Source organism: Cryptosporangium sp. NPDC048952 (assembly GCF_043197895.1).
Classification (GTDB): domain Bacteria; phylum Actinomycetota; class Actinomycetes; order Mycobacteriales; family Cryptosporangiaceae; genus Cryptosporangium.
The window spans coordinates 247,521-267,853 of sequence record NZ_JBICTY010000008.1; the positions used below are offsets into that span (position 1 = coordinate 247,521).

Annotated in this window: 22 protein-coding genes; 15 read left to right on the forward strand and 7 right to left on the reverse strand. The window is 70.0% G+C overall.

Annotated elements, in window-relative coordinates:
- Positions 1–50: 50 nt before the first annotated feature.
- The gene (locus ACGFY5_RS38025; protein ID WP_392728461.1) at positions 51–1,313 is read left to right on the forward strand and encodes a DUF1479 domain-containing protein; all 1,263 of its coding nucleotides are present in this window, start codon (positions 51–53) and stop codon (positions 1,311–1,313) included.
- On the opposite strand, the gene ACGFY5_RS38030 is transcribed toward ACGFY5_RS38025, so the two are convergent.
- Positions 1,275–2,039 carry an alpha/beta fold hydrolase gene (locus ACGFY5_RS38030; RefSeq protein WP_392728463.1) on the reverse strand — a complete coding sequence of 255 codons (765 nt, stop codon included), beginning with the start codon at positions 2,037–2,039 and terminating at the stop codon, positions 1,275–1,277. The genes ACGFY5_RS38025 and ACGFY5_RS38030 overlap by 39 nt on opposite strands.
- A 93-nt stretch (positions 2,040–2,132) precedes the next feature.
- Between ACGFY5_RS38030 and ACGFY5_RS38035 the strand changes: the two genes are divergently transcribed.
- Entirely contained in the window at positions 2,133–3,635 is a 1,503-nt protein-coding gene (locus ACGFY5_RS38035; RefSeq protein WP_392728465.1) for a carboxylesterase/lipase family protein, read from the forward strand.
- Here the strand turns inward: ACGFY5_RS38035 and ACGFY5_RS38040 are convergent.
- Complete coding sequence (locus tag ACGFY5_RS38040) at positions 3,632–4,111, reverse strand: cupin domain-containing protein (protein WP_392728467.1); 480 nt, start codon at positions 4,109–4,111, stop codon at positions 3,632–3,634. The two genes, ACGFY5_RS38035 and ACGFY5_RS38040, sit on opposite strands and share 4 nt — an antisense overlap.
- 69 nt (positions 4,112–4,180) lie before the next feature.
- Here ACGFY5_RS38040 and ACGFY5_RS38045 point away from each other — a divergent pair, with 69 nt between their 5' ends.
- From ACGFY5_RS38045 to ACGFY5_RS38055, 3 genes are all read left to right on the forward strand, one after another.
- A complete protein-coding gene (locus ACGFY5_RS38045) occupies positions 4,181–4,810 on the forward strand; it encodes an SRPBCC domain-containing protein (RefSeq protein WP_392728470.1) in 630 nt (209 codons plus the stop codon).
- Positions 4,811–5,039: 229 nt separating this feature from the next.
- Positions 5,040–5,150, forward strand: a complete 111-nt coding sequence (locus tag ACGFY5_RS38050; protein WP_392728472.1) for a hypothetical protein — start codon at positions 5,040–5,042, stop codon at positions 5,148–5,150.
- 47 nt (positions 5,151–5,197) lie between these two features.
- Positions 5,198–6,352, forward strand: coding sequence for an RNA polymerase sigma factor (locus ACGFY5_RS38055; protein ID WP_392728475.1), 1,155 nt, complete (start codon positions 5,198–5,200; stop codon positions 6,350–6,352).
- 72 nt (positions 6,353–6,424) lie between these two features.
- Here the strand turns inward: ACGFY5_RS38055 and ACGFY5_RS38060 are convergent, their stop codons facing one another.
- Complete coding sequence (locus tag ACGFY5_RS38060; protein ID WP_392728478.1) at positions 6,425–7,177, reverse strand: DeoR/GlpR family DNA-binding transcription regulator; 753 nt, start codon at positions 7,175–7,177, stop codon at positions 6,425–6,427.
- Between the two features lie 48 nt (positions 7,178–7,225).
- Between ACGFY5_RS38060 and ACGFY5_RS38065 the strand changes: the two genes are divergently transcribed.
- The 4 genes from ACGFY5_RS38065 to ACGFY5_RS38080 are packed head-to-tail and all read left to right on the forward strand — an operon-like array spanning position 7,226 to position 8,899.
- Entirely contained in the window at positions 7,226–7,603 is a 378-nt protein-coding gene (locus ACGFY5_RS38065) for a DUF4406 domain-containing protein (protein ID WP_392728480.1), read from the forward strand.
- The gene (locus ACGFY5_RS38070; protein ID WP_392728483.1) at positions 7,600–7,743 is read left to right on the forward strand and encodes a hypothetical protein; all 144 of its coding nucleotides are present in this window, start codon (positions 7,600–7,602) and stop codon (positions 7,741–7,743) included. Before ACGFY5_RS38065 ends, ACGFY5_RS38070 begins: the two co-directional genes overlap by 4 nt.
- Before the next feature lie 19 nt (positions 7,744–7,762).
- Entirely contained in the window at positions 7,763–8,143 is a 381-nt protein-coding gene (locus ACGFY5_RS38075; protein WP_392728486.1) for a PPOX class F420-dependent oxidoreductase, read from the forward strand.
- A 42-nt stretch (positions 8,144–8,185) separates the two neighbouring features.
- Complete coding sequence (locus ACGFY5_RS38080; protein WP_392728489.1) at positions 8,186–8,899, forward strand: class I SAM-dependent methyltransferase; 714 nt, start codon at positions 8,186–8,188, stop codon at positions 8,897–8,899.
- 24 nt (positions 8,900–8,923) lie between these two features.
- Here ACGFY5_RS38080 and ACGFY5_RS38085 read toward each other — a convergent pair whose 3' ends face one another.
- Together ACGFY5_RS38085 and ACGFY5_RS38090 are read right to left on the reverse strand one after the other, a co-directional pair.
- Complete coding sequence (locus ACGFY5_RS38085; protein WP_392728492.1) at positions 8,924–11,698, reverse strand: AAA family ATPase; 2,775 nt, start codon at positions 11,696–11,698, stop codon at positions 8,924–8,926.
- 159 nt (positions 11,699–11,857) lie between these two features.
- The gene (locus tag ACGFY5_RS38090) at positions 11,858–13,120 is read right to left on the reverse strand and encodes an alkaline phosphatase (protein ID WP_392728495.1); all 1,263 of its coding nucleotides are present in this window, start codon (positions 13,118–13,120) and stop codon (positions 11,858–11,860) included.
- 162 nt (positions 13,121–13,282) lie between these two features.
- On the opposite strand from ACGFY5_RS38090, the gene ACGFY5_RS38095 reads away from it, so the two are divergent.
- Positions 13,283–13,627 carry a PadR family transcriptional regulator gene (locus ACGFY5_RS38095; protein ID WP_392728498.1) on the forward strand — a complete coding sequence of 115 codons (345 nt, stop codon included), beginning with the start codon at positions 13,283–13,285 and terminating at the stop codon, positions 13,625–13,627.
- On the forward strand, positions 13,624–14,601 hold the full coding sequence (locus ACGFY5_RS38100; RefSeq protein WP_392728501.1) for a permease prefix domain 1-containing protein: 978 nt from the start codon (positions 13,624–13,626) through the stop codon (positions 14,599–14,601). The genes ACGFY5_RS38095 and ACGFY5_RS38100 overlap by 4 nt, the downstream gene beginning before the upstream one ends.
- A gap of 44 nt (positions 14,602–14,645) precedes the next feature.
- Here ACGFY5_RS38100 and ACGFY5_RS38105 read toward each other — a convergent pair whose 3' ends face one another.
- Both ACGFY5_RS38105 and ACGFY5_RS38110 read right to left on the reverse strand, forming a co-directional pair.
- Positions 14,646–15,323, reverse strand: coding sequence for a response regulator (locus tag ACGFY5_RS38105; protein ID WP_392728503.1), 678 nt, complete (start codon positions 15,321–15,323; stop codon positions 14,646–14,648).
- A complete protein-coding gene (locus ACGFY5_RS38110) occupies positions 15,320–16,465 on the reverse strand; it encodes a sensor histidine kinase (RefSeq protein WP_392728506.1) in 1,146 nt (381 codons plus the stop codon). Before ACGFY5_RS38110 ends, ACGFY5_RS38105 begins: the two co-directional genes overlap by 4 nt.
- A 186-nt stretch (positions 16,466–16,651) precedes the next feature.
- Between ACGFY5_RS38110 and ACGFY5_RS38115 the strand changes: the two genes are divergently transcribed.
- The 4 genes from ACGFY5_RS38115 to ACGFY5_RS38130 all read left to right on the forward strand — a co-directional run bounded on the left by ACGFY5_RS38115 (position 16,652) and on the right by ACGFY5_RS38130 (position 20,253).
- The gene (locus tag ACGFY5_RS38115) at positions 16,652–18,796 is read left to right on the forward strand and encodes an MMPL family transporter (RefSeq protein WP_392728508.1); all 2,145 of its coding nucleotides are present in this window, start codon (positions 16,652–16,654) and stop codon (positions 18,794–18,796) included.
- On the forward strand, positions 18,780–19,613 hold the full coding sequence (locus ACGFY5_RS38120) for a TIGR03619 family F420-dependent LLM class oxidoreductase (protein WP_392728511.1): 834 nt from the start codon (positions 18,780–18,782) through the stop codon (positions 19,611–19,613). Before ACGFY5_RS38115 ends, ACGFY5_RS38120 begins: the two co-directional genes overlap by 17 nt.
- Before the next feature lie 37 nt (positions 19,614–19,650).
- Positions 19,651–19,893, forward strand: a complete 243-nt coding sequence (locus tag ACGFY5_RS38125; RefSeq protein WP_392728513.1) for a hypothetical protein — start codon at positions 19,651–19,653, stop codon at positions 19,891–19,893.
- Between the two features lie 81 nt (positions 19,894–19,974).
- On the forward strand, positions 19,975–20,253 hold the full coding sequence (locus ACGFY5_RS38130; RefSeq protein ID WP_392728516.1) for a hypothetical protein: 279 nt from the start codon (positions 19,975–19,977) through the stop codon (positions 20,251–20,253).
- Positions 20,254–20,333: the final 80 nt, after the last annotated feature.

Here is a 20,333-nt window from a genome sequence, read left to right on the forward strand (position 1 = left end):
CCGACAACCCGTCTAATACAAGTAAGGAGACTTACCTAGAAGGAGCCCCGATGCCCCTACCGCACTGGGAACAGCAGCCGACCGACCTCCCCGCCGCCACCCGCGAAATCAAATCCGCGCTCCGCGCACAGATCGCCGCCTCCGGCCGCTCCGTCGAAGAAGTCTTCGCCGTCCTCGAAAAGCGCATCCAAGCCGACGTCGACGACATCAAGGCAGCGAAGGACCGCGGCGAGACCATCTGGCCGGTCATCGACTACGCCGACATCGAAGCCGGCACCGTCCCCCCGGACCAGCTGGCAAAGCTCCACCGACGAGGCTGCCTCGTCGTCCGCGGCCACTTCCCGCGCGAACAGGCCCTCGCCTGGGACGACAGCATCGTCGACTACGTCGAAAGCAATCAGTTCTTCGACAATTACCGCGGCCCCGGCGACGACTTCTTCGGCAGCGTCGGCTCGAAACCCGAGATCTACCCGATCTACTGGTCACCGGCCCAGATGCAGGCGCGCCAGAGCGTCCGCATGTCATGCGTCCAGAAATTCTTGAACGGGCAGTGGAAGCACGAGTCCGAGGGCACGCAGTGGTTCGACCCCGAGCGCGACTCGCTCTACCCCGACCGGATCCGCCGACGCCCGCCCGGCGCCAATTCTGGCGGCCTCGGCACGCATCTCGACCCCGGAACGCTCGACCTGTGGATGACGCAGGCCTACCAACAGGCGTTCCGGCACCTGTTCGACGGCTCGGTCGAGCAGTACGACCCGTGGGACGCCGCCTACCGCACCACCGGTCCGCAGTACCCGGGCTCGACGATGTGCTCGGTGTTCCGCACGTTCCAGGGCTGGACGGCCCTCTCGGACATGGCGCACGACCAGGGTGTGCTGCACACCGTGCCGATTCCGGCGGCGATGGCGTATCTGTTGCTGCGTCCGCTGCTCACTGACGTTCCTGATGACGACATGTGCGGCGTCACCGTGAACCAGGTCTTCCCGGCGAGCTTGAAGTGGCACCCACTGCTGCTCGAAGCGCTCAGCGGCATTCCGGATGTGCATGCCGGTGACTCGGTCTGGTGGCACTGCGACATGATCCACAGCGTCGCGCCGGTGGAGGACCAGCAGGGCTGGGGCAACGTCATGTACATCCCGGCGGCGCCGTGGTGCCCGCGCAACGAGCGGTACGCGGCGCAGGTGCGGGACGCGTTCACGACGGGTTCGAGCCCGAGCGACTTCCCCGAGGAGCACTACGAACGCTCCTGGCCCAACCGGTTCTCCACCGACGAGCTATCCGAGATCGGCCGCCGAGGCCTGGGCATCCTCTGATCCACCGCGGCGGAGCGGGGCGAAGCCATTGCCCTTGTCGGCAGCGTGGAAGTCGCGGATGAGCTGAGCGAAGAGCGCCGGCTTCTCGACCGGGAAGCCGTGCGTGCTCCGCGGCACGACGGCGAACTCACCGTCGGGGAGCGCCTCGTACATGGCGCGTGCATGGTCGAAGCGGATCTCGTCGTCGTCGCCGATCACCACGAGCGTCGGCACGTGCAGTCCGCGTAGGTCGTCGAGGGAGAGCGCCGGCTCCGTCTCGTGCATCGCCGCCATCTTCGCGACCACGATCGGCCAGTGGTCCCGCCCGTCGGGTGACACCTCTCCGTAGGAGTCGCCGAAGAACTCTGGCGGTTCGCCGTCGAGCACACCCGGCAGCCACCCCTCGTGATGGCAGACCGCGCCCGCGAACACCAGCGAGCGCACCAGGTCGGGTCGGGTGAGCGCGACGTGGAGGGCCACGATCGCGCCGTCGCTGTGGCCGAGCAGGTGGACGGGCGCGTCACCGGTGGATTCGATGAACTCGGCGGTGTCCGCCGCCATCGCGGCGAACGTCAGCGGCCCGTCGACGTCGGGCGTGTGGCCGTGGGCGCGCTGCTCGGGCGTCCGCACGAGGTACGAGCTCTCGAGTTCGGCGACCAGCGGGTCGAGGGACCGCGAGTCGACGCCACCTGGGTGGAGTAGGACGAACGGTGTGCCCGAACCGCGCTCGGTGTGCCAGAGCTTCATCTCCAGGAGCCTAGGTGGGTTCCGACCAAAGGTGGAACGGGTCTCGCGCATGGGGCGATTCGCGGGAGTATCGCCGCGCGATAGATCCTTTCTATGCGCAAATTACTTGTAGCTCTGCTGGTCATCCTCACCGCTTGCAGCGGTGCGCCCCCGCCCGCAACCAGCGCTCCGTCCGACGGCGGCCTCGCCCGCGCGACGGCCCGCGCGGCCGACCGGGAGACGGTCCGCGTGACCGATCACGGGGCGGTTCGCGGTACCGACCACGGGGAGTACCTCACGTACCGGGGCATCCCGTACGCGGCGCCGCCGGTCGGCGAGCGGCGCTGGAAGCCGCCCGAGCCTGCGAAGGCCTGGAACGACACGCGTGACGCGACCAAACCGGCCCGTGCGTGCGCCCAGGCGAACCTCGGCGCTCCGGGCCTACGGGGCTCCGAGGACTGCCTCTACCTCAACGTCACCGCGCCGGCGGGCCGGAGCAAGAACCGCCCGGTAATGGTCTGGCTCCACGGTGGCGGCTTCACCTACGGCTCCGGCAACGATTACGACGCAAGCCTCCTGGCCACCCGCGGCGACACGGTAGTCGTCACCGTGAACTACCGCCTAGGCATCTTCGGCTTCTTCGGCGACAACTTCGGGCTCGCCGACCAGGCCGCCGCCCTGCGCTGGGTGCGCACCAACGCGGCCGCGTTCGGCGGCGACCCGCACGACGTCACGCTCTTCGGGGAGTCCGCGGGCGGGATGAGCGTCTGCTCCCACCTCACGTCGCCGACGTCGAAAGGCCTGTTCGACAAGGCGATCATCGAGTCCGGCTCGTGCCTGACCGAGTTCCCGAAGAACGGCATCGCACCCGGCGTGCCGACCTACCGGCCGTGGTGGCCGAAGGACCGGATCGCAGCCATCGGTGCACAGACCACGAAGCAACTGGGCTGCGCGGACATCGCCTGTCTCCGCGCCAAGCCCACCTCCGAACTGGCCACCACCGACCTGATGTCCCGCTTCTCGTTCCCGGCATACGGCGTCGACCAGCTCCCGGAGGACCCGGCGGTCGCATTGCGCACCGGCCGCGTCCCGAAGATCCCGATCCTGCAAGGCTTCAATCGCGACGAGATGCGCTTCTACGTCGCTCCCGCGCTGGCGGGCGGCCTCACCCTCGACGAGGCCAAGTACGACGCGTTGCTCACCGACTCGTTCGGCCCGGCCGCGCCGAAAATTCGAGCCGTCTACCCACCGAAGCCCACCCCGGCCCTCGCCTGGGCGACAGTGCTCACCGACGCCGGCTGGGCGTGCACCACCCTCGCCGCGAACCAGGCTCTCGACGCCTACGGCTACGAGTTCGCGGACCGCACCGCGCCGAACGCCCAGCGGATTCCGACCGTCGCCGGCTTCCCGCTGGGCGCCGCACACGGCACCGAACTGGCATACCTCTTCCCGGGGCCGAAGCTCACTGCCCAACAGCAAAAGCTCTCCAACCGCATGGTCGACGCCTGGAGCCGCTTCGCCCACCGCGGCGACCCCGGCTGGGCGGAGTTCCCGCACGTGGAACCCCTCGGCGGCACCGCCGCCGACCACCACTGCGACCTGTGGACGTCGATCTAGAGCCAGTGGTTGTCGTGCTCGAGATAGAACTCGGCCTTCTCCTCCTCGGACATCGAGCCCAGGGCGAGCAGCCCTTCGAAGTAGCCCTCACGAGGCGCTCCGGGCGCGAAATGCAGCAGCATGGAGGCCGGCTCACCGGATTCGTTCCGGAACGCGTGCACACCCCCGATAGGCACGTGCACCCAGTCGCCGGGCGTCGTCTCGATCCAGCGCGTGCCGTCGTAGATCCGCACGGTGCCGGTCAGGATGTAGAACGACTCCGCGATCGACCGGTGGAAGTGGGGCTCGGGTCCGCTCGGCTCCGGCCCCATCTCCCATCGGTAGAGCCCGAACAGCCCACCCGTCGACTCGTGCGTGGCCAGGTAGTGCACGGTGTTGCCGTTCGGGTACGTCAGCTCCGGCTTGGCGTCGGGTCGGCGGTAGGTCGCGGTCAGTGTCCCGGTGTCTCCGTCGTACAGCGGAGGTGGATAACTCATGCTGTCGATTTTCGTCCGAGTCGTTGGTCGTCACTGACAGAACGGTTCGAACGAAACGGAGAGAGCACCATGCCCGAGACCTATCGCTGGGACGGCACGCTTCCGGCCGACGCCCTGACCACGTGGGACGCGATCACTCGTCATACCGCCGCCTGGCAGTGGCAGATCGACTACGAGCCGCGCCTCGGCGGTACCGAGCGCGGCCTCACGCCGGGCGGCGGGATAGTCGCCGCCTGGCTGCCCGGTCGGCACTTCCGGACGCGGGCCGAGAACGCGGACGGCTGGTTCAACGAGATCGACTTCCGCCTCGAAGCCGCCGGTGAGAACACGCACCTGCACTTCACGCACGCCAGCCCCGACATCGCCGACGACGTCGTCTACGCCCAGTGCGCCGGCCACACCGAGTTCTATCTGCGCAGCCTGGAGGCCTACCTGCGCTGGTTCCCCGGTCGGCCGGCCCGCTGTACCGAGGTCGACGTCCCCGGCTCGTTCGCCGAGGTCTGTGAACGGGTCGGGGACCGCGGAGAGGTCTACTACCGGTCCGCGCAGTTCCTCGGGCTGAAAGCCGGCAGTACCTTCGTTCGCGTCTTCGGCCGGGACGCCTGGGGTGGTTCTGTCGGTGTGTCGGTGCATGCTTTCGACGACAGCGAATTCGACTGGCTCAGCGACCTGGCGACGACCGAGGCGGTGTCCGCATGAGTAGCCAACCCCAGTACGCGGTCTTCATCTACGAGGCCGTGCCCCCGGAAGAGCTCCCTCCGGACGTGATGAACGGGCACCTGACGCTCCCCGACCGCATCGCGGAGAAGGGCGGGCGCGTCGTGGCGGGTCTGGGCTTTCAGACCCGTCGACGGCCACGGCGATCCGCGGCGGCCTGCCCACCGACGGCCCGTTCGTCGAGACGAAGGAGGCGCTGGCCGGTGTCTACGTGCTCGAGGCGCGCGACCTCGACCACGCGCTCGAGCTGGCGAAGCTGACGCCGATCGTCACCGGTGGCGTCGAGGTGCGTCCGCTGATCGACTTCCAGGTCATCAACTGACCACCAGGCAAGCCATTGCCGATGCGCACCGCCGCGAGTGGGCCCGCGTGCTCGCCGCGACGGTGCGTGTCACGCGTGACCTCGACCTCGCCGAGGAGTGCGTTCAGGACGCGTACGTCTCGGCGCTCACCGCGTGGGACCGGGACGGGGTTCCGGAGCGTCCGGGGGCCTGGCTCACCACCGCGGCCCGCAACAAAGCGCTCAATGCCCTCGCCCGTGGTCAGACGCTGCGGGCGAAGTTGCCGCTGCTGATCGAGCCGGAGGAGGAGCCTGCCGTGCACGGCATTACCGACGACCGGCTCCGGCTCGTCTTCACGTGCTGCCACCCCGCGCTGGCGCCCGAGGCGCGGATCGCGCTGACCCTGCGTCTGGTGTGCGGTGTCAGCACCGCGGACGTCGCGTCGGCGTTTCTGGTGCCCGAGGCGACGATGGCGGCTCGCATCACGCGGGCCAAGAAGAAGATCGCCGCTGCGCGGATTCCGTATCGGGTGCCGGGTACGCACGAACTGCCTTCCCGTCTCGACGACGTGCTGACCGCTGTGCACCTGCTCGCGACGACCGGGCACACCGCGCCGTCGGGTGACTCGCTCGTGCGTGTCGATCTGGCCGATCGGGCGCTGGATCTTGCGCGCATGCTGCACGCGCTGTTGCCGGGGGAGCCGGAAGTCGCTGGGCTCGTTGCGCTGCTCGTCGTCCACAAGAGCAGGGAGAGCACCCGCACCGACGCCGCGGGCCGGCTGCTGCGGCTCGCCGACCAGGATCGGTCGGCCTGGGATCACCTGTTGATCGCGGAGGCCGACCGCCTGGTGGTGGACGCTCTGCGGGCCGGGCCCGCTGGCCGGTTCACGCTGCAGGCCGCGATCGCGGCCCTGCACGCCCAGGCGCCGAGCTACGCCGAGACCGACTGGCCCCAGATCCTGACGCTCTACGACGCGTTGCTGCGGGTGTGGCCGACGCCGGTCGTGGCGCTGAACCGGGCCGTGGCCGTGTCCATGGTCGACGGGCCCGCCGCAGGGCTCGCCGCGCTGGCGCCCCTCGAGGCCGGCGGCCAGCTCGCCCAGTACCACTACCTTCCCGCCACCAAAGCCGACTTCCTCCGCCGCTCCGGCCGCCACACCGAGGCCCGCGACGAATACGCACGCGCTCTGTCCCTGACCGACAACGCCGCGGAACGAGCCTTCCTGCAGCGCGAGCTCGGCTGACCGGCGCCGCGCCCATCGCACGCGAGACCGCCCGCCGCGCGGCCTCGCACGGCGCCGCCGCGCTTGGCGGGCTCAGGTGAGGACCTGTACGCCGGCGGTCGTCAGGTCTTGGAGGGTGGGGTTGGTGGGGGATACGTCGGTGATGATGCCGGCGACGTCGGTCAGGCCGAGGACGGCGAACCGGGAGGCGGTGCCGATCTTCTCGGCGCTCGCCAGCACGTAGGTGTCGGCGGCCCGGCGGGAGAGCGCACGTTTCATCGCGGCCTCGTCGGCGTCGCCGGTGGTCAGACCCGCGCTGGCGTGCACCCCGGTGACGCCCATCAGGAACACGTCGGCATTGATACCGGCGGCGGCCTCGACGGCGGCGGCCCCGCAGGCGACCGCGGAATGTTTGAAGATCCGCCCACCGATGACGTGGATCTCCAGAGTGGGGTGATCGACGAGCGCGGACGCCACCGTCGGGCTGTGCGTTACGACAGTGGCGCGCAGGTCCGGCGGCAGCGCCCGGGCAACGGCCAGCGCGGTCGTGCCGCCGTCGAGGATCGCCGTGGTGCCTGGCGAGATCAGCCTCGCGGCCCGCGCCGCCACCCTGTTTTTGCTGTCCGGCTGCACGTTTGTGCGTGTTTGAAGGTCCGCGATGGCGGGGGAGACAGGAAGCGCTCCGCCGTACACCCGCTGGCACAGCCCCGCCGCCGCCATCTCTCGCAGGTCCCGCCGAATGCTGTCCTCAGAGATCCCCAGCTCAGCGGCCACGTCCTTGGCGACGATCCGCCCCTCGGACTCCAGCCGTCGAAGCAGGAGCTCCTGACGCTGAGCGGCAAGCATGCCAACTCCTTCTTGTTTCTGCATGATTCTGCATGTAGCTTAACGTTCATGACGACGAACAAGCCACTGCTCATTCTGATCGCCGGCCCCTACCGCTCCGGCACCGGCGACGACCCCGAGCGTATGGCCGCCAACCTGCGGAAACTCGAAGAGGCCGCGTGGCCGATCTTCCAGGCGGGACACGTGCCGATGATCGGCGAATGGGTCGCGCTGCCGGTTCTGCACGGTGCCGGCGGCACCGGGCCGACGGACCCGGTCGCCGAGCAGGTCATGTACCCGACCGCCCAGCGTCTCCTCCAGCACTGCGACGCCGTACTGCGCCTGCCCGGGAACTCCACCGGCGCCGACCAGGACGTCGCCATCGCCCGCGAACGCGGCCTCCCCGTGTGGTTCCGAATCGAAGACGTGCCGGGTGCTGCGGCATGACCCGAAGATCGATCGCAGCCAAGCGCGCCGCCGCGCGCCTCGCCACGCAGGAGAACTACCGCGGTCGCCACCGCGCGCACGCGTCCGGCAGTTCGCTCGAATCCTTCGTACTGCTGAGTCCGCAGTGGTGGTTGCGGTGATCGGCCCTACGCTGGCGGGATGACCGCCGTGGATGAGATCGGCCGTAGTAAGTACGTCAGCCTCACGACCTACCGCAAGGACGGCACGCCCGTGGCGACACCGGTGTGGCAAGTGCCGCACGACGGTGAGCTGTGGATCGTGACCGAGGCGGAGTCGTGGAAGGTCAAGCGGATCCGCAACAACCCGCAGGTCGAGGTCGTGGCGTGCGACATGCGCGGAAAGATCGCGCCGGGTGCGCCCACAGCGTCCGGCACCGCCCGCCTGCTCGACGACGTCGGCACGGCGCAGGCACGCAAGCTGCTCGCTGACCGTTACCTCATGTCCAAATTGGGCAACGCGTTCGCACGCGTGGTGCGCCTGCGACGCCCGCCGATGATCGGCGTCGTGGTTACGCTCTGACACCTCGCAACGTGTTTCCCCTTCGGAGATAAGGTCTCAAGGGTGGGGGAGGACTGGACGCCTGTTGCCGAGGAATGGGCGCGGTGGTGGGGGTCGTTCGCGGCCCCGGCGCGAGAGCTGATCGTGCGTGCCACCGCCGTCGCCCCCGGCTCGCGCGTGCTCGACGTCGGCTGCGGCAGTGGGGAGTTCCTGGCGGAGCTCGCCGGGCGGGGTGCGCGGGTGGCCGGTGTGGACCCCGCGGAGGGAATGGTGGAGCTCGCCCGCCGGTCGGTGCCGGCCGCCGACGTGCGGCTGGGTGACGCGGAGGCCCTGCCGTGGCCGGAGGGCGCGTTCGACGTCGTCACGGCGATCAACGCGCTGCAGTTCGCCGACGACCGGGACACCGCGGCCGCCGAGCTGCTGCGGGTCACCGCGCCCGACGGCTGGGTGGCCGTCGCGAACTGGGCCGAGCGCGCGAACAACCAGCTGGACGCCATCGACGCCGCGCTGAACGACGAGCCGGGCGAGGACGGGGACCTGCGCCTCCCTGGCGGCATCGAGCACCTCCTGATCGACGCCGGCGCCCACGTCGTCGAGACCGGGCTGATCGAGGTGCCGTTCGAGGTGCCCGACGACGACGCCCTGGTCGCCGCGATCCTGTTCGGCGAGGATCCCGCGTCGGGCCCGCTGGTGATCGAGGCTGCGCGTCCCTACCGCACGGGGTCGGGCGGCTACCGCTTCCTCAACCACTTCCGCTACGCACTGGCCCGCCGCTGACCGATCGGCAGCGAGGTCGGCCGGCTAGCCGGTCAGGCCGCTCTCGGTCACCAGGCGGGTCATCGCGGTCCGCGACCGCACGCCCAGCTTCCGGTAGGCGTGCGTCAGGTGCGCCTCGACGGTCTTCGGCGAGATGAACAGCGCGGCGCCGATCTCGTTGTTGGTCAGGCCCGCCGCGACCATCCGGGCGACCTGAAGCTCCTGGGGGCTGAGCTCGTCGAGTCCGGCGCCGGGGGTGTCCCGTGGCAGCCGGTGCCCGCTGGCGGCCAACTCCGAGAGGCATCGCTGCACCCACGGATCGGCGCCGAGCGCGGCGAACATGCGGTGCGCCGCCAGCAGCGGGGTCCGGCTCTGCGCCTTGCGTCGGGCCCGCCGCAGCGCCTCGCCCTGGCACAGCAGCGTGCGCGCGTGGTCGAACGGCGTCGACAGCCGTTCGTGCTCGGCGACCGCGGCCCGGAACTCCGCGTCGGCCTCCTCGGCGTCGTCGGCCAGAAGACCGCGGCAGCGGGCGCTGACCGCACGCGGCCAACGCAGGCCGGTGCGGGAGGCGCAGTCCTCCAACCAGGCCAGCGTCTCCCTGGCCGCGGCCGGATTGCCGGCCCGGACGTGGGCCTCGACAGCGTCCGCCCCGAACGGCGTGATGTTCGGGTTGCCCAGACCGAAGCGGACGAAGATCCGCTGGGCGTGGTCGAGGTGGACGACCGCGTCGGCGCCGGCCCCGCGGCTCAGGCAGTCCAGGCCGAGCGCCGCGTCCCGGTAGACCTGCATCGAGCGGACGTCGTCGAAGTCGGTGAACTCGACGGCCTCCGCCACCCGGCGCGCGCAACCCTCGTGGTCACCGCGGACGGCGTCGAACCGGGCGAGCATCAGCAACGAGGCCGCGACCACACCCCGCTGGCGTAGCGCGCGCCCCTTCTCGAGAGCCTCGACGTTGTCGGAGTAGCCGGCCGACCACTGGCCGGTCCACCAGCCCAGTTCACCGCGGACACCGAACGCGAACCCGTACGTTACCGGGTTGCCGCTGCGGCGCGCCCCGTCGAGGACGTCGTGCAGCAGACGCTGCGAGACATCGAAGCGTTCGAGGACGAAGCAGACCTGCGCGAGGTTCGTCAGCTCGATGCCGGTGACGCACGGGTCGGTGCCGTCGAACGCGGCCAGCGCACGGTCCAACTCGACGCCCGCTTCGGCGACGTCGCTGGTCAGCGCCAGACTCTGGCAGAGGAACAGCGAACTGCGTGCCGCCTCCTCGCCCGAGGTGGCCAGCGCGATCGCACGCCGGGCGGCCCGCGTGGCGCTGTGCGGGTCGGCGTGCATCACCGAGGGCAGGGCGGCTTCCCGGGCCAGCACGCCGGCGCGTGTGGCGTCGGCCGGAGCAATTGCTTCGACCGCAGCCGTCATCAGACGTTGCGCCTGTCCGACGTGGCCCATCCACGTGAGCGCGCGTCCGTGCAGCAACGCGATGTCGGCGCGCAGCGCCGGATCGGTCGCGACCTCCGCGGCCTCGACGCACCAGCGGGCGGTGTCGTCACAGGAACCGCCGAAGAACGCGTCGCGTGCGGCGTCGAGGAGGCGGGCGGCCGACTCGTCGGACCGGGGTGTCAGCTCGGCGGCGCGCGCCCACGCCCGGGCCGCGGCCAGGTACGAGCCGCACTGCCGGGCCTCCCGCGCGGCCCGCACCAGTTCGGCGGCGACCTCGTCGTTCGGTGCGGTGACCGCGCTCGCGAGGTACCAGGCGCGGGCGGCGCCGGTCGCGCCGTAGCCGAGAGCGCGGTAGGCCTCCCGGCGGACGCGCGGCGGCACGGCGTTGAGCGCGACCCCCCGCAGGATCGGGTGCATCAGCTCGTAGCGGTCACCGTCGACGGTGATCAGCCGGGCGTCCTCGGCAGCCGCCAGATCGTCGGGAGCGAGACCGAAGCCCTGCAATGCACGGTCGACGGTGTCGACGGCGGGATCACTCGCCGCCGCGACCAACGCGAGCGCGCGCCGGGCCTGCGTGGGGAGCGCCCCGATCCGCGCGATCCACCCCTGCTCGGCCCGGCCGCCGAGCGCGGGAGCGGCCGGCAACGGCTCGTTGCCCCGCAGCTGCGCGGAGCTGAGCCGGAACGCGAGTTCGAGCAGGATCAGGGGGTTGCCCCGGGAGAACGTGACCAGCGAGTCGAGGACGCCGCGCGCGACGTCGAGCCCGTGGCTGCGCAGCAGCTGGTCGCACTCCCGCTGGCCGAGCCCGGTGACCAGCAGGGTGTCCGGCCAGGACGAGTCGTCGCGGGTGGTGGCGTCGCGGGTGGCGGCGTCGCGGGTGGCGGCGACGAACGCGATCCGGTCCGACGCCACGCGGCGCGCGACGAAACGGAAGACGCTCAGCGAGTCGGGGTCGGCCCACTGCAGGTCGTCGACCAGGACGACCAGCGGCTGGTCCTGCCCGCCGAACGACAGGACGTTGAGCGTCGCGACGCAGACCGCGTACGGGTTGCCGGCCGACGCGGACGCGCTGAGCGCGAGCGCCGTTTCCAGGCTTTCGCGCTGGGCGCCGGGAAGCGTTGCGAAGTGCCGGCGCAGGGGGAGCAGCAGTTCCCCCAGAGCGGCGAACGGCAGACTGGTCTCGGATTCGACGCCCCGGACGCGGTGCACCTGGTAGAGCCGCTCGGCGGCCCGCTGCTCCAGGTAGTCCAGCAGCGTCGTCTTGCCGACGCCGGGGTCGCCGCGGACGAGCAGCGCACGGCCGGATACGGGAAGCTCGGTGAGCAGTTCGTCGAGATAGCCGCACTCGTTGTCGCGGCCGATGAGTCGAAGGCGGGACATCGGTTCTCAAAATAGGGGAATTCCCCTATTCCCGAAGCCCCGCGAGTGGGAGAACCCCTACTACCGCTGCCCGTTTTGGGTGGATTAACTGGACGGGACAGCAACGGCCCGACCGGTGCGCGGAGGGGGGCGCCGGTCGGGCCGTGTCATGCTGAGCTGCTACTTCGTGAGGATCTTCGACAGCACCTCGTGCACGTACGTGTTGGCGTGCTCGCCGGTGAACGACGAGGCGTACGGGCCGGACGCGGTGACCGGCACGTTCACACCGGTGTGACCGCTGGTGGTCCAGTCGATGGTGAACTTGTGCGGGCTGCCCGCGATCGCGAACGGACCGTCTTCCTTGGAGATGCCGTCGCCGGACTCGTCCTCGGTGTCCTCCGCGGCCTCGACGGTCGCGCCACCGCAGTCGTGGTCACCGGTGATGACCAGCAGTGTGTCCGGGTGCTCGTTCACGTAGGCCTTGGCGACCTTGACGGCCTTCTCCAACTCGGCCATCGACTTGAGCATCTGGGTGCCGTTGTTCTCGTGCGAGAACTCGTCGATGCCCTCCTCTTCGACGAAGAGGAAGAAGCCGTCCTTGTCGTTCGACAGCGTCGACAGCGCCTTGGTCGTCATGTCCGCGAGCGGCACGACCGGCTTGTAGACGTCGCCCTTGCCCTCCTCCTTCTGCTGGAACATCTCCTCGTTCGAGAAGAGGCCGAGCAGCTTGCCGCTCTTGGCGGCCTTGAGCTGCGAGGCGGAGGTGACGTAGGTGTAACCGTCCTTCTTCGCCTCCTCGATCAAGTTGCCCTTCGTGCCCTTGCTGGCCTCGGTGGGGTCCTCGGCCGGCTTGTCCGGGAACGCGCCGGGGGTGCCTGCGGGCAGCCACCAGTCCTCGCCACCGCCGAGGATGACGTCGGGCTTGGTGACCTGGAGGTACTGGCGGGCGATGTCGTCCTGCTGCCCACGGTCGGCGGTCTGGGAGAACCACGCCGCCGGGCTCGCGTCGGTGACCTGCGCGGTGGTGACCAGGCCCGTCGCCTTGCCGGCCTTCTTGGCCTGCTGGCCGAGCGTCGTCAACGGCTTCTTGTTGACGTCGACGCTGATTGCGCCGTTGTAGGTTTTCTGGCCCGTCGCCCACGCGGTTGCCGCTGCGGCCGAGTCGGTGATCGCCGACTTCGGGTCGTGCGGGCTGGTGGTCAGCTGACCGGAGTACGACAGGCTGTCCATCGCCAGGCGACCGTCGAGGCCCTGCAGCGCCAGGCGCGCGGCCTCCCGGTGCGCGGCGGACATGCCGTCGCCGTTGATGAAGATGACGCTCTTGGCGCGCTGGTGTCCCGACGTCGCGTCGGCCGCACCAGTGGTGAGGGCGGCCGTCCCGACCGCCACGACTACGCCTGCGGCAACCGAGCCGGCAAGCCAGCGCAGTCTCTTGGTGTCCACGGATCCTCCTGTGGTTTATGACCCAGGTCAGGCAACACCGTCGTATGCGTGACCGTGAATATCGGGCCTATGAACACAATCTGAACAGTTGCTCAGGCCAATCGGTCCGTCACATCATCTTGGCCGTTGTAATAGTGTGCGACACACACTATGGTGAGTGACATGACAAGCGACGCGACACTCTCCAGCCACCTGCAGGAGCTGCGCCGCGGCACGGTCGTCGTTGCGAGCCTCACCGTCCTGCGCGAACCGGGGTACGGGTACTCGCTGCTCGAAACGTTGAGCGCGGCCGGATTCGAGGTAGAGGCCAACACGCTCTACCCGCTGCTGCGGCGTCTGGAGTCCCAAGGACTCCTCACCAGCTCCTGGAACACCGACGAGGCACGGCCGCGCAAGTTCTACAAAACGACCCCGGAGGGCGACGCGATCGCCGACACCCTGCGCACCGAGTGGTCCCGCCTCGACACCGCCATCACCGACCTCGACAAGCTTGGGAGCCCGGAATGACCACCACCCTGATCGACCGTTACGTCTTCACCGCCGTCCGCTACGTTCCGGAGAACCAGCGCGCCGACATCGACCGCGAACTGCGCGCCTCGATCGACGACGCCGTCGACGCACGCATCGAAGCCGGCGAGGATCACGACTCCGCCGTCGACGCCACGCTCCGCGAATTGGGCGACCCGCGCCGCCTCGCCGACCAGTACGCCGACCGGCCGCAGTACTTACTCGGGCCGGCCCTCTATCCGGTCTGGCGACAGATCATGAAGATGCTCTTCACGCTCGTGCTCCCGATCGTGGTCGTGGTTCTGGCGGTGATCCAAGCGCTCGCCGATCCCGATATCGGGAAGATCATCGGTAGCGCGATAGGCACGATCATCACGGTCGGCACGCACATGGCGTTCTGGACCACCGGAGTGTTCGTGATCCTGGAGCGCACCGGCGTGGCCAGCGAGGATCTGGCACGCGGCGAATGGACCCCGAAGGATCTGCCGAAGTACGAGCCCAGCGTCCTGACGCTTCCCCAACTGGCCGCCCAGATCGTCTGGCCCGTGCTGGTGGTCGCCGCGCTCGTGCTGCAGCAGTTCACGTTCACCGACGAGCCGGTCCTCGACCCCGACAACTGGACGTTCTGGTGGCCGTACCTGATCGTGCTGTTCGCGCTGTCGATCGTCTACACGGTGTGGGTCTTCCGAAAAGCCGCCTGGAGCCACTCCGTGACCGCCGTGAACGCGCTGCTGTCGCTACTGATCGCCGGGCCGGTGGTGTGGCTGCTGGCCAACGACCGGTTCTTCAACTCCGAGTGGGTCGACAGCCTCGACTGGGGTGAGGTCAGCAACCCCGGTACGTGGCTCACCCGGATCGTGATGCTCTCGGTCATCGGCGGCACGATCTACGGCATCGGCGAGACCGCCGTGAAGGCCGAGCGGGCCCGCCGTGGCCTGGCCAACCCGATCCCCGGCACGGAGAAGGTCGTCTGACCCTCCGCGAAAGCTCCGTCCCCGAGAATGGGGGCGGGGCTTTCTCAGTGTCCGATGTCGAAACCCCCCGGCTCCACCAACGCACTCTCGTACGCGAACACCACGATCTGTGCCCGGTCACGAAGACCGAGCTTGGTGAGAATGCTCGACACGTGCGACTTCACTGTCGCCGGCCCGACGTACAGCTCCTGCGCGATCTCGGTGTTCGTCGCCCCGCGGGCGACCGCGACCACGATGTCGCGTTCGCGGTCGGTCAGCCGTCCGACCCGGTCCGCAACGACGCTGTTGACGCCCGGCTGCGCGGCAAAGCGACTGATCAACCGACGGGTGATCGACGGTGCGATCAACGCGCCACCGGCGGCCACCGTCCGCACCGCGACCGCCAGCTCCGCCGGTGGGATGTCCTTGAGCACGAAGCCGCTCGCCCCGGACCGCAGCGCCCGGTACACGTACTCGTCCGGGTCGAACGTCGTCAGGATCAGCACCCGCACCGGCCAGTCGGCGTCGGCGAGGATGCGTGCGGTGGCTTCCAGCCCGTCGAGCTCGGGCATCCGGATGTCCATCAGGATGACGTCGGGACGGTGCCGTTCAGCGGCCTCGATGGCCTGCAGCCCGGTACCGGCCTCGGCCACGACGTCGATGTCGGGCTGTGCCCGGAGGATCATGCTGAAGCCGCCGCGCACGAGCGCCTGGTCGTCGGCCACGACGACGCGGAGGCTCACGCGGTCGTCCCGTCACGGGGCAACCGGGCGACGACGCGGAACCCGCCCTCGGGGCGCGGCCCGGCTTCGAGCGTGCCGCCGAGCAGCGTGGCGCGTTCGCGCATGCCGATCAGGCCGTGGCCCGGAGCGCGCGTCGGCGCCCCGGAATCCCCGGAGTCGGTGACCTCGATGACCACCTCGGGGCCGTCCTCGCGGAGATCCACCTCGGCGCGGGTGCCGGGCCCACCGTGTTTGAGCACGTTGGTCAATGCCTCCTGGACGATGCGATAGGCCGACAGCTGTACCCGGGTGGGCAGCGGGCTGCGGATGTCGTCGACGATCGTGACGTCCACGCCGGCGTTGCCGACCTGCTCGATCAGCCGCGGCACGTCGGCGAGCCCCGGCTGCGGTCCCACCCCGTTCGCCGTGGGCTCGGGACGGAGCACGCCCAGCAGGTGACGCAGTTCCTCCAGCGTCTGCCGACCGGCCCGTTCGACAGCGGCCATCGCCTCGCGCGCCCCGTCGGGATCGACCGCCGCGACGGCCTGAGCGGCCCCGGCCTGCACGGTCATCATGCTCACCTGGTGTGCGACGACGTCGTGCAACTCGCGCGCGATGTGGGTGCGTTCCTCGGCGACGATGCGGCGCGTCTCGTCGAGGAGTTGGCGGTGTCGTTGCGCCGCGTGTTCGGTGCGGAGCCGCAGGCGACGCCCGATGTACCAGATGACGAACATGAAGACGACGCCGAACGTGGTCTCGCCCCAGGTCGTGTCCGTGGTGAGCCCGTCGATCGCCAGCACGGTCATCGAGGCACCGAGGCCGGCCAGCGCGAGGCGCACGTCGACCACGTACCGGCCGACGCTGTAGAGCGCGGCGACCATGATGAAGCCGATGTCGTAACCGTCGCTCAACAGCAGCAGCAACCAGCAGACGAGCACGATCGCGAGGGTCTGCAGCGGCGCCTGGCGCCGGAGGTACAGCGCACTGCCCGCGACGGCCAGCGCCAGCATCACCGCGAACGGGACGAGCGCGATGTTCCGGACCACCCAGGAGTCGTTCGGCCCGTCCGCCAGGAAAAGCGCACCGGCGAACAACACGACGGCCAGCACCGCGTCGGATGCCCGTGGCCACCGCGCGAACGGGCCGCGGAACGAGAACCTCATCGCTGCCTCCGTTCTGGTCACCAGCACGGTAGGGCCCGGCTGACGGTGCCGTCATCCCTCTGCGGGCGAGCGCCGTCTCCGCCGCACGGGGGAGGCCCACGCCTGGGCGGCCCGTCGCGCGTGGGGCCGGCGACCCCGTCCCGCGCCGGGCGACCCACGCCCAGGGCCGGACCCACTCTGGCGGCCATGAATTCCTTCACCCGGCGACTGGGTACCGCCAGCGCCCGCAGGCCCTGGACCACGATTCTGACCTGGGCGGTCGTCGCGGCCGTCATGCTCGCGTTGGCCGGAACGGTCGGCGGCTCGTTCGCCGACGACTTCGTCGCACCCGGCAGCCAGAGCGAACGTGCGATGCAGCTGCTCGAGGAACGGTTCCCCGCCGCGGGCGACGGTGTCGCCGTCGCGGTGTTCGCGGCCTCCGACCTCACCGACCACCGCGCAGCCATCGAGGACGCGGTGGCGCGGATCGCGTCGGTGGATTCCGTGACCGCGGTGACCGACCCGTTCGCCGCAGGCACGGTCTCGCCCGACGGGCGGATCGGCTACGCCGAAATAAGCTTTGATGTTCCGGCGACCGAGATCGGTCGCGAACCCTTCACAGCCGTCTCTGACGCGCTGAGGCCGGCCGCCGGTGGCGGGCTGACCACGGAGCTCGGCGGCGACGCGGCCTTCATCAACGCCGAGGACGCGACGTCCGGCGCCGAGGCGGTCGGGATCCTGGTCGCGTTGGCCGTGCTGATCGTTGCATTCGGGACGGTGGTGGCCGCGCTGATCCCGATCGTGCTGGCGCTGATCGTGGTGGGTGTGGGATTCGGTGGGATCGCGTTGCTGGCCCACGCCACGGACGTGTCGACGGCGGCGCCGACGATCGCGGCGATGATCGGGCTGGGCGTCGGGATCGACTACGCGTTGTTCGTCGTCGCGCGGTACCGGGAGGGACGGGCGGCGGGCAGTCCCACGGCGCTGAGCGACGCGATGGGGACCGCCGGGACGTCGGTGCTGTTCGCCGGCGGCACCGTGGTCGTGGCCATGGTGGCGCTGGTGCTGACCGGGCTCGGGTTCCTGATCTCGATCGGGCTCGCGACCGCGATCGTGGTGCTCACCGCGGTGCTGGCCGCGCTGACGCTCCTCCCGGCGATCCTGTCGCTGCTCGGCGACCGCATCGACCGCGGCCACGTGCGGATCACAGCGTGGCGGAAGCGCCGGCCGTCCGGTGGCGCGCCGGTCCCGGCCGTGCCGGAAGGCGTCGGGCTGTGGGGGAGGGTCGCGCGGCACGTGTCCCGGCGGCCGGTCGTCTACCTGGTGGCGTCGACGGTGGTGCTGCTGACGCTCGCGGTGCCCGCGCTGAGCATGCGGACCGGCTTCCCCGACGCGGGTGACGACGCGACGAGCATCAGCCACCGCCGTGCGTACGACCTGCTGGCCGAGGGCTTCGGACCGGGGATCAACGGACCGCTGCTGGTGGTCGTCGACCAGCGGTCGGCCACCACCGACGTCCCGGCACTCGCGCAGCGGATCGCCGACGACCCGGGCGTCGCATCGGTCGGGGAACCGGTGACCTCGCCGGCCGGAGACACCGTCGTGCTGCGGGTGCTCACGTCCACGCCGCCTTCGGACGCCGCCACCTCGGACACGCTCGACCGCCTGCGCGACCTGACCCCGGACAACGTCGCGATCGCGGGGCTGACCGCGATGACCGACGACCTCACCCGTCAGCTCGAACGCACGCTGCCGATCTTCGTCCTCGGCATCCTGATCGCGTCGTTCGTGCTGTTGATGCTGATCTTCCGCTCGATCGTGGTCCCGCTCAAGGCCGTGCTGATGAATCTGCTGTCGATCGGTGCCGCGTACGGCGTCGTCGTGGCGGTTTTTCAGTGGGGTTGGTTGAAGGAGCTGTTCGGGCTCGAGGACACGATCGTGATCGCGTCACCGCTGCCGACGATCTTCTTCGCGGTGCTGTTCGGGCTCTCGATGGATTACGAGGTGTTCCTGCTGTCCCGCATCCGCGAGGCGTACCTGCGGGACGGCGACGCGGTGGGGTCGGTGGCGCGGGGCATCGCGTCGACCGGGCGGGTGATCACCTCGGCGGCGCTGATCATGGCCGCGGTGTTCCTGGCGTTCGTGTTCAGCCCGTCGCCGCTGTCGCGGATGATCGGGCTCGGGCTGGCCACCGCAGTGCTGCTCGACGCGACGCTGGTACGCCTGGTTTTCGTGCCGGCGGCGATGACGCTGCTGGGCAAGGCGAACTGGTGGTTCCCGGGCCGGCGGCCGCGGGCTGGCGTTGACGCCGACGTCAAGGTCTACCGTCGGGCCGATGAGGTTCGGAGTTAGTTACAGCACGGCCGGGAACGGCATGAACCCGGACCGGCTTCTCCGGTTCGCGCAGCATGCCGAAGCCTGCGGATTCGAGTCGTTCTACGTGCCTGAGCACCTGGTGCTGTATCCGGGTGCTCAGGTCTACGGCAACGAACTGCCGGCGGACCTCGAGTTCGCCGACCCGCTCGACCTGCTCACGTTCGTCGCCGCGGCCACGCACCGGATCGTGCTCGGCACCGCGGTGCTGCTCCTGCCGTACCGGCATCCGATCGTGCTGGCCAAACGCCTCGCGACGATCGACGCGCTCTCCCGCGGGCGGATGCGGCTGCTGACGATCGGGCTGGGGTCGCTGCCCGGCGAGGCCGAGGCGATGGGCGTCGACTTCGCGACCCGGGGCCGTCGGGCAGACGAGTCGATCGACGCTCTGCGGCAGCTGTGGGGCGGCGACGCCGAGTTCAACGGCGTGGTCGTCCGCAGCTACCCGAAGCCGTTCAACGGGGACGTCCTGCCGATCCACGTCGCCGGTTCCAGCGCTCCGGCCGCTCGTCGGGCGGGGAAGCGGGGTGACGGCTACTTCCCCGGTGGCGCTCTCACGCCGACGGATCGGGCGGCGCAGTGGGAGCTGGTGCGGTCGACGGCAGCGGCCAACGGGCGCGATCCGGACGCGCTGGAGTACACGCGTTGGGGCTCGATCAACGCCGGCCCTTCGCAGGTCGAGGTGCTGGCCGCCGAGGGCGTGACCCGGCTCGTCGTCAACGCGTTCGGGGACACCCTCGACGAGCAACTCGACCAGCTCTCGGCCTTCGCTTCCCGTCACAAACTGGCTACTTGATGTGTATGGGTCCGTTCGTGCCGGGTAGCCCTCGTTCATGAAGATCCTGCTCGGCATCGCGCTCTTGATTCTGGCGGCGTTGGCAGTGCGCTGGCTGATCACGGCCCGCCGGCAGAACGTCGTGGCCGAAGCCCATGCGGAGACCGAAGTCCTCGGGCCGCACCTCCCGCTCCGGTCCTCCGGGCAGGTGTCCCGCGCCCTGCGCGCCAACGGCTACACCGAGGTCCGGCGCCCGGACCAGGAGCCGGAGCCCGGCTCCGGCCCGATGCTCCGGCCGTGAGGGGCCTCTACCGATAGGTAGAGCGCCGGTTCGCTCTCGGGGACGACGAGAGCGGCGCACGGCGTTCGTAGCGTTGATGGCATGAATGCATCGCTTCCCAAGCGCCACGTCGCCGCTGCCGTCCTGACCGTGGCCGGTGGACTGGCCCTGATCCTCGTGGGTTGGTGGATCGTCGGATTCGAGTTCCAGGGAGACTGGGGACGCTTCGCGGACGGCTCGTGGTGGGCGAGCGAAGCCGTCAAGGCGATCGGCCTCCTGGCGTTCGGCAAGGCCGGCTTCAAGGTCGCGCTGGCGTGCGTCGCCGCCGCGATCGCGGTCAGCGCCAAGGTGGTCAGCCGGCGCCGTCGCAAGACTCCATAAAAACTTGGCCGACGATGTCGAGAATCGGTTTTCGGCTCCGTCCCTGGGGCGAACGTGACCACGAGGTCGCACCAGCACCG